At 69.8% G+C, this 8,225-nt stretch carries 5 protein-coding genes and 2 tRNA genes; 4 read left to right on the forward strand and 3 right to left on the reverse strand.

All coding sequences use genetic code 11. The features are described from left to right. On the reverse strand, positions 1-3,561 hold a 3,561-nt coding region (gene metH / locus AC08OO_RS21075; protein WP_476618957.1), incomplete at its 3' end, for a methionine synthase. A 346-nt stretch (positions 3,562-3,907) separates the two neighbouring features. Here metH and AC08OO_RS21080 point away from each other — a divergent pair. The 3 genes from AC08OO_RS21080 to AC08OO_RS21090 all read left to right on the forward strand — a co-directional run bounded on the left by AC08OO_RS21080 (position 3,908) and on the right by AC08OO_RS21090 (position 4,773). Further along, the gene (locus AC08OO_RS21080; protein WP_476611440.1) at positions 3,908-4,159 is read left to right on the forward strand and encodes a hypothetical protein; all 252 of its coding nucleotides are present in this window, start codon (positions 3,908-3,910) and stop codon (positions 4,157-4,159) included. A 410-nt stretch (positions 4,160-4,569) separates the two neighbouring features. Beyond that, positions 4,570-4,644 (forward strand) — tRNA-Asp (locus AC08OO_RS21085). A gap of 52 nt (positions 4,645-4,696) precedes the next feature. Continuing rightward, positions 4,697-4,773, forward strand: a tRNA-Phe gene (locus AC08OO_RS21090). A gap of 740 nt (positions 4,774-5,513) precedes the next feature. On the opposite strand, the gene AC08OO_RS21095 is transcribed toward AC08OO_RS21090, so the two are convergent. Beyond that, positions 5,514-6,917, reverse strand: a complete 1,404-nt coding sequence (locus tag AC08OO_RS21095) for an IS110 family RNA-guided transposase (RefSeq protein WP_476611441.1) — start codon at positions 6,915-6,917, stop codon at positions 5,514-5,516. A gap of 257 nt (positions 6,918-7,174) precedes the next feature. Between AC08OO_RS21095 and AC08OO_RS21100 the strand changes: the two genes are divergently transcribed. Further along, a complete protein-coding gene (locus AC08OO_RS21100; protein WP_035913684.1) occupies positions 7,175-7,654 on the forward strand; it encodes a hypothetical protein in 480 nt (159 codons plus the stop codon). Between the two features lie 62 nt (positions 7,655-7,716). Here the strand turns inward: AC08OO_RS21100 and AC08OO_RS21105 are convergent, their stop codons facing one another. Then, positions 7,717-8,208 (reverse strand): formylglycine-generating enzyme family protein, encoded by a 492-nt coding sequence (locus AC08OO_RS21105; protein ID WP_476611442.1) that lies wholly within the window; start codon positions 8,206-8,208, stop codon positions 7,717-7,719. Positions 8,209-8,225: the final 17 nt, after the last annotated feature.

The raw sequence follows: 8,225 nt of genomic DNA on the forward strand, positions 1-8,225 counted from the left end.
GGTCAGGCCCATCCCCACCCGCCCGGCGTCCAGCAGGTCGAACAGCGTCTGCTTCTCGCTGTGGTCGGGGCTCGCCGGGTAGCCGAAGGCGGGCCGAATGCCGCGGAAGCGCTCGGCGTGCAGATCCTCCAGCGACGGCTTGGCGTCCGGCTCGAACCAGGCGCGTCGCGCCTCAAGGTGGACATACTCGGCGAACGCCTCGGCGAGCCGGTCGGCCAGGGCCTTCACCATGATCGCCCGGTAGTCGTCCTGCCGGGCCTCGAAGCCGGCCGCGAGCGTGTCGGCGCCGTGGACGGCCACGGCGAACCCGCCGATGTGGTCCCCGGCCGGGGCCAGGTAGTCGGCGAGGCTGCGGTTCGGCCGCCCCGCGGGCTTGGCCGTCTGCTGGCGCAGCATCGGCAGGCGCAGCTGCCCCGTGCCACCCGGACCCGGCGAGCTGGCGCTGTTCACCGCGCCGACGTCGATCTGATCGATCAGGATGTCGTCGTCCTCCGCGACGGCGGGCCAGAAGCCGTAGACCCCGCGGGCCTGAAGGCTACCGTCCGCGATGATCTGATCGAGCAGGACGTTCGCCTCATCGTACAGCTCACGGGCCACCGGCTGGTCCAGGATCGCCGGGAACCTGCCCTTCAGCTCCCAGGCAAGGAAGAAGAACTGCCAGTCGATCATCGAGCGCAGCGCGCCGAGGTCCGGGGTGACGACGCGGACGCCGGTGAAGGCGGGGACGGGCAGGTCGTCGAACGTGACCTGCTCGCGGTTCGCCCGGGCCTGCGCGAGGGGGAGCAGCGGGCGCTGCTGGCGGTTCTCGTGCTGCTCACGCAGGAGCTTCTGCTCCGCCCGGTTACGCACGGCGAGCTCCCCGGCCCGGTCGGCGTCGAGCAGGTCCGAGACCACGCCGACGACGCGGGAGGCGTCCAGCACGTGGACGGTGGTGGCGTCGTAGGCGGGGGCGATGCGGACCGCGGTGTGCTGGCGCGAGGTGGTGGCACCGCCGATCAGCAGGGGCAGCTTCAGCCCGCGGCGCTGCATCTCGGTGGCGACCGTGACCATCTCGTCCAGGGACGGGGTGATCAGGCCGGACAGGCCGATCGCGTCGGCGCCCTCCGCCACCGCCGTGTCGAGGATGACCGTGGCGGGGACCATGACCCCCAGATCGATGACCTCGTAGTTGTTGCAGCCGAGGACCACACCCACGATGTTCTTGCCGATGTCGTGCACGTCGCCCTTGACGGTCGCGAGCACCACCGTGCCGTTGCCACGGTTGGCACGGCCGGTGCCGGTGGTGCCGGCCAGCAGCGCCTGCTGCTTCTCGGCCTCCATGAACGGTTCCAGGTAGGCGACCGAGCGCTTCATCACCCGGGCGCTCTTGACCACCTGCGGCAGGAACATCTTCCCTGACCCGAAGAGGTCGCCGACGATCTTCATGCCGTCCATGAGTGGTCCCTCGATCACGTCGAGGGGGCGGGCCGCCCGCGCCCGGGCCTCCTCCGTGTCGGACTCGATGAAGTCGACGATGCCGTGCACGAGCGCGTGCGCCAAGCGCTCCTCGACCGGCGCCTCGCGCCAGGACAGGTCCACCGTGCGCTTCGTGCCGCTCCCGCTCCCGCTCCCGCTCACGGTCTCGGCGAACGCGACGAGCCGGTCGGTGGCGTCGTCGCGCCGGTCGAAGAGCACGTCCTCGACGAGTTCGAGCAGGTCGGCGGGGATGTCCTGGTAGACGGCGAGCTGGCCGGCGTTGACGATGCCCATGTCGAGCCCGGCGCGCACGGCGTGGAAGAGGAACGCCGAGTGCATCGCCTCGCGGACGATGTCGTTGCCGCGGAAGGAGAACGACAGGTTCGAGATGCCGCCGCTGGTCCGCGCTCCCGGGCAGTGCTGCTTGATCAGCGGCAACGCGTCGAGGAACGCCTTCGCGTAGCCGTTGTGCTCGGCGATGCCGGTGGCGACGGCGAGCACGTTCGGGTCGAACACGATGTCCTCGGCCGGGAAGCCGACCCGCTGGGTAAGCAGGTCGTAGGCGCGGGCGCAGATCGCCACCTTGCGTTCGGCGGTGTCGGCCTGGCCCCGCTCGTCGAAGGCCATCACGACCACGCCGGCGCCGTAGTCGCGGATGCGCCGGGCCTGCTCCAGGAAGGGCTCCTCGCCCTCCTTGAGGCTGATCGAGTTGACGACGCCCTTGCCCTGCACGCAGCGCAGCCCGGCCTCCAGCACACTCCACCGCGAGCTGTCGACCATGATGGGCAGGCGGGCCGCCTCCGGCTCGGTGGCGAGCAGGTTCAGGAACGTGGTCATCGCCCGCTCGCTGTCGAGCAGGTCGGCGTCCATGTTGACGTCGAGCAGGTTGGCCCCGCCGCGCACCTGCTCCAGGGCGACGTCCACGGCGGCCTGGTAGTCGTCGGCCTCGATCAGCCGCCGGAACCGCGCCGAACCGGTGACGTTGGTGCGCTCCCCGATCATGACGAAGCCGGTGTCCTCGCCGATCTCGAACGGCTCCAGCCCGCTGAAGCGGGTGCGCGCCGGCGGTGTCGGAACCGGGCGCGGCGGCGCACCGCCGACGGCGGCGGCGATCCGCGCGATGTGCGCCGGCGTCGTCCCGCAGCAGCCGCCGACGATGTTGACCAGGCCCGCGGCGGCGAATTCGCCGATCAACTGGCCGGCTTCGTCCGGGGTCTGGTCGTAGCCGCCGAAGGCGTTCGGCAGGCCGGCGTTGGGATGGCAGGCCGTGAACGTGCCGGCGAGCCGGGCGAGCTCGGCGACGTGCGGGCGCATCTCCTCGGCGCCGAGCGAGCAGTTCACCCCGACGACCAGCGGATGCGCGTGGGCGATGGAGCTCCAGAACGCCTCGACGGTCTGCCCCGACAGCGTCCGCCCGGACAGGTCGACGATCGTTACCGAGATCCACAGCGGCAGCCGCGGGGCGACCTCGCGGGCGGCGGCGATCGCGGCCTTCGCGTTGAGCGTGTCGAAGATCGTCTCGATGAGCAGCAGGTCGACCCCGCCGTCCGCCAACGCCTGGATCTGCTCGGCGTAGGCGGCCCGGACCTCGTCGAAGGTCACCGCCCGGTACGCCGGGTCCTCCACTCGCGGGGACAGCGAGAGCGTGACGTTCAATGGGCCGATCGAACCGGCGACGAACCGCCGCCCCCCGGTCTGCCGGGCGGCCTCGTCCGCGGCCTGGCGGGCCAGCCGCGCGCCCCGCAGGTTCATCTCCCGCACCAGCGACTGCAGCCCGTAGTCCGCCTGGCCGATGCTCGTCGCGGTGAACGTGTTCGTCGTGGTGATGTCCGCGCCGGCCGCGAGATACTGCCGGTGCACGTCGAGGATCACGTCCGGACGGGTCAGGTTCAGCAGGTCCGGGTCGCCGGCGAGGTCCTTCGGGTGGTCGCGGAACCGCTCCGTGCGGTAGTCGGCCGGGGTGAGCCCGGCGTTCTGCAGCATCGTGCCCCAAGCCCCGTCGAGCACGACGACCCGCTGGGCCAGCAGCTCCCGGAGCTCCCGCTCGCCGGCCCCGACCGCACCGTCATGGACGGCCACCTCGTCGACCGACCTGGACCCTGCCATCAGACCACCTCCCGGTTATGGGAGGCGCCCTTACTGAACGGTGCGGGCCGAGCGTGGCGGACCTGGGCCCGTTGCAGCGCCTCTCGACCTGTGAGTGACGATACCGTGCCATCGTGATCACTTCACGCCGGCTCGAGCGTGTCGCTGTCGCTGTCGCTGTCGCTGTCGCTGTCGCTTGAGAGTCGTATGCTACCCGGGCGGGACACCGGTCCGCGCCGCGCATGAGCTCATCCGGACCTGGCAGAGACCTGGCAGAGGTGTCGGCATACAGCGCACGGATCTGGGCGTCGCTCGGATGGTGGCCCGTGCCCGGGAAACCGACCGTCCAACCGGCGACAAGCACCGCGTGGTCCAGTACGTCGTCATCCGTGATCATCTGGTTGACCAGCCCGAGCTCGGCCGCCTCGGTGGCGCTGAGGCGTGGCCGGACAGCAGGAAGTCCGAGACCCGGGCGGTGCCCATGATCTGGGGAAGATGCCAGGACAGACCGTATTCGACGGCCAGGCTGAGGCGGGAGAAGCCGGAGCCGACGAAGGCGGAGGCCGCGATGAACCGGACCTCCGGGTCGGCGTCCGCGGCACACAGGGCCTGCGCCTAGGCGGTGGCCATCGGCAGGGTGAACGCGCTCATGACCTCGGGCCGGTTCAGGGTGGCGACGGCGACCCCGTCATCGGACCCGGGTCAGAACGGGATCGGCAACGGCGGTCTGGATCGACTCCGTGCTGCTGCGCACCTTTCGCTCGGTTCCCGCGAGGTCGGCGGCGTGCCTGGCGTTCCCGGGTGCGCCCCGGCGTGCCGTCGCGCCCGCCGCGTGGACTCCGCGGATCTCATGCCGATGTCGCGTCTCCATAGCGGATCGCGAGTGATCGGGTGCGTGGACTGTTGGGCAAGAATCCTGGGCTCCCGGCCCTTCGAGTGGTCCCGGTGTCGTGTAGCATGACCTCCAGATCCGGACAGGGCTCGTGGCTGGCACCTGGAGGGCGACAACTGAAGATCGATCTAGAGCATGGTCCCGTGGTGAAGCCTGGAGTTCACGCCGCCCTGTCAAGGCGGAGGTCGCGGGTTCGAATCCCGTCGGGACCGCGTTCGTATGGCTAACAGTGCGCTGTGGCTCATGCGAGAGTCGCACTACCCGGGGCAGGTAGCTCAGTCGGTACGAGCGTCCGCCTGAAAAGCGGAAGGTCGGCGGTTCGACCCCGCCCCTGCCCACCACCTCTGATCAGGGGTTTTACCTCGCGACTGAGATCGTTTGAGGCCATTTGAAGATCGTTATGTAGCAACGTCTGTAGCAACGGCGACCGCAGTTAGACGGCGGACGGTCGCCCGCGCACCCCGCTGACCTGCACAGACACTTCCGACAGACCGTCCGCTTTGCGGCAAAACAGTCGAGCCAGCTCGATCGCCTCGGCACCGCGCCCCATCGCATCCGGCGTCGCGCAAAAGCCCTGGTCAAGCGTTCGTCACGAGGCGCAGATCCGGCGCCGCACCGCTCTGAACGGGCCGTTGAAGCCTCATGACCTGCGATGTTCGCACTCGCGGTCCGGCGCGCCGCATCACTCCCGGATGGTCGTGGGCCGCTGCTACACCGGTAGCTACAGATGGGCCGGAGAACCTGACGGAATCCGCTGATGTAGCCGTCTGACCTGCCCCGACTCGGGAAGCGTCGCGGCCGGACCGTCCGTTTCAACGGCGGACGGTCCAGGGAGCGCGTGCTGGTGTCAGATTGACACGCTGCTACCACACGAGTCCTCGTGATCTGACCGGAAATACCAACTGAACGTGGGCACGCTCGCGCCCGCCAGGGCACTTGGCCGCTGGTGCGCGCGACAGCGGCGGATCCCGTGGGCTGCCGGCTGGCCGTTCTGACGGTGAGCGGTGCTGGCGTGTCCGGTCGTCGCCCCGACAGAGCGGCCGTCAGGCCGCCGGGTCGGGCGTTCCGCTCGCGGCGGCCGTCAGGCCGCGGCGAGCAGGGCGGTGATCTCCTGTGCGCTCAGGTTGAGGCTCTTGAGCTCGCGCAGGGCGTTGCGCTTGCGGCGTTCCCTGCTCTGCAGGCTGGCGTGGTAGTCGACTCCGAGGTCATGGAACCGCGCGGTGGGGTCGTTCAGCAGATGCCAGACGATGGTCAGGATGGAGCGGGCGACGGCGACGAGGGCCTTGAGATGGCCGCGGCGTTTGACGAGGCGCCGGTAGCGGGAGCCGAGGAAGGTCTTCGTCTTCGCCGCCGCCATGGCGGCCTCCCCGAGGGCGCCGCGCAGGTAGGGGTTGCCCTTGCCGGTGCGCCCGGTGCGGCTTTTCGCGCCGGACTGGATCGTCTGGGGGGTCAGTTTCGCCCACGAGTTCAGGTGGCCGGAGGTCGGGAACTGGGCCATGTCGGTCCCGATCTCGGCGATGATCACCTGGGCGGTGTGGCGGGCGATGCCGGGGATCTCGTCGAGCCGGTCGAGGATGTCCAGGCCGGGCCGGGCCGCGGCGCCACCGCCGCCCTGGCCGGTCCCGGTGGTGGCGTCCCCGTCGGGGCCGGTCTCGCCACCGCGGGCGGCGTCGGCGGCGGCGTGGGCCGGGGCAGGCAGGGCGGCGATCGCGGTGTCGATCCGCTCGGTGAGCTCGGCGATCCGCCGATCGAGGCCGTCGATCTGGGCGAGCAGCACCGAGAGCAGGTAACCGTGGTGCTCGGTGAACTGGCCGGTCAGCGCGGTCGCCAGCTCGGCCTGGGTGGCCTTGACCCGGCCGCGGGCAAGCGCCGCGAGCTTCTTCGGATCACGTTCGCCCGCGACGAGCGCGTCGAGCATCGCCCGACCGGAGACCCCGAAGATGTCCGACAGCACCGTCGACAGTTTGATCAGGGCGTCCTCGAGGAGCTTCTCGACCCGCAGCCGGTGCCGGGTGCACTCGGCGGTCAGGTCCAGGCGCAGCCGGGTGAGGTTACGGATCTCGCGGATCTCGGGTGGCGGCACGAAGGAGGGCCGTAGCATGCCACGCTCGTTGAGTTTGGCCAGCCAGATCGCGTCGAGTTTGTCCGTTTTGGGTCTTCCCGGGACGTTCTTGACGTCCCGGGCGTTAACCAGCCACACCGTGAGACCGCGGGCCTCGAGCAGGTAGTAGAACGGGCGCCAGTAGTCCGAGGTGCTCTCGAGGACCACCCGTTCGATGCCCTGACAGACTAAATGGTCGGCCAGCTCGATGATCGCGGGGGTGTTCGCCGCGACGTTCCAGGTCTGGGTATACCGCTTGTCCTTCTTGGTCTCGTGCGGGACGCGGGTGCACACCTTGCCGGACGCCTTGGCGACGTCGATCGCGGCGACTCTCGCCACCAGCTGTTCGTGCGCGTCGTCGACGACCTCGACGGGCGGGTTCATCGCGCTGCCGGACCTCCTGACCTCACGGGCGGACACCGAACGGCTGCCCGGGGACCGAAGGGAGATCAGAACTCTGACCGGCGTGCTCGAAGCATAGTGCGCGACCCTGCGGGTCGGGTCCCAGCGGCAGACTAGCCCACGGCCTCCAGGACCAAGAAGCGGACGACGTAAGCGGGCAGCCGGGCTGATCCTTTCACGCCGTCGCGGCGTCCCAAGGGTCAGGGTGACTAGCCCGTATTGTCTACGAGGCGCACGCAGTGCGCCGCGATCTGCTTCGTGACGTCTGCGACATGCTGGACTACATCCGGCCCCTGACCCAGGCCCAAATCTCCGGAACGTGGCGCAATGAGGAGCATGGCAGCGTGATCATCTGCGCGCCCGGTGGGGCGTTCACAGCGACCGACGTGTCGTGCGAGGCGTACCTGCGGGTGGGAAAGAGCGCGACGACCAGCTTCGACGGTCCGCACGCTGCCCGGCTGAGCGACCGCGGGGCCTGGCCGCTGGAGGCCGGCGACTCCAGCGGCCAGCTCACATCGATGCGTGTCGACGCCAAGGGCAACCCGACCGTTCGAGAAGGCTTCAACGCTGTTCTGCGGGTGCGGCGCCTGCCGGACGGCTCCGGATCGCTGGTGCCCGAGGTGACCTACGCGCCCCGCTTCGAGGGCGACTACGCCTACATGCGGCAGTCGTCCGACCGAAGCGGCCGGCGCCCCATTGCTCATAGCGTGAGCAGCTGATCACCGGACAAGACGACTGGTGCGTATGGTGCCGTCGATGACAAAGTCCGTCGAGCCTGGTGCTACGACTTTGTCGCGGAGCGGGCGACGCGGAAGCCGACGTCATCGAGCCGCAGTGTGGGGTGGCTCCGGCGGCGGACGGATGCCCGGCAGCTCCAGTGTTCGTCGAACCAGCCGCCGCCGCGCAGAACCCGGTAGGTGCCGTAGGCCTCCGGGTCGTAGACGTCCCAGCACCATTCCCAGACATTGCCGAGCGTGTCGTGGAGGCCCCAGTCGTTCGGCTGCTTGCCGCCGACGGGATGGGACCGCTCATCGGAGTTGTGCCGGTACCAGGCGATGTCGTTGAGAGCGCCGTAATGGGGTCCGGTCGTCCCGGCCCGGCAGGCGTGTTCCCATTCCGCCTCGGTCGGAAGGCGGTAGCCGTTCGCCGTCTCGTCCCACTCAGCAACCTCCGCGAGCGGGTCCAACCTGTACACGGGACTCAACCGCTCCTGCTGTGACAGAGCGTTGCAGAACGCCGCTGCGTCCCACCAGGAGATCTCGACGGCGGGCAGGGGCCCGTCGGCGGGGG

The organism is Frankia sp. CeCAU1 (assembly GCF_977971845.1).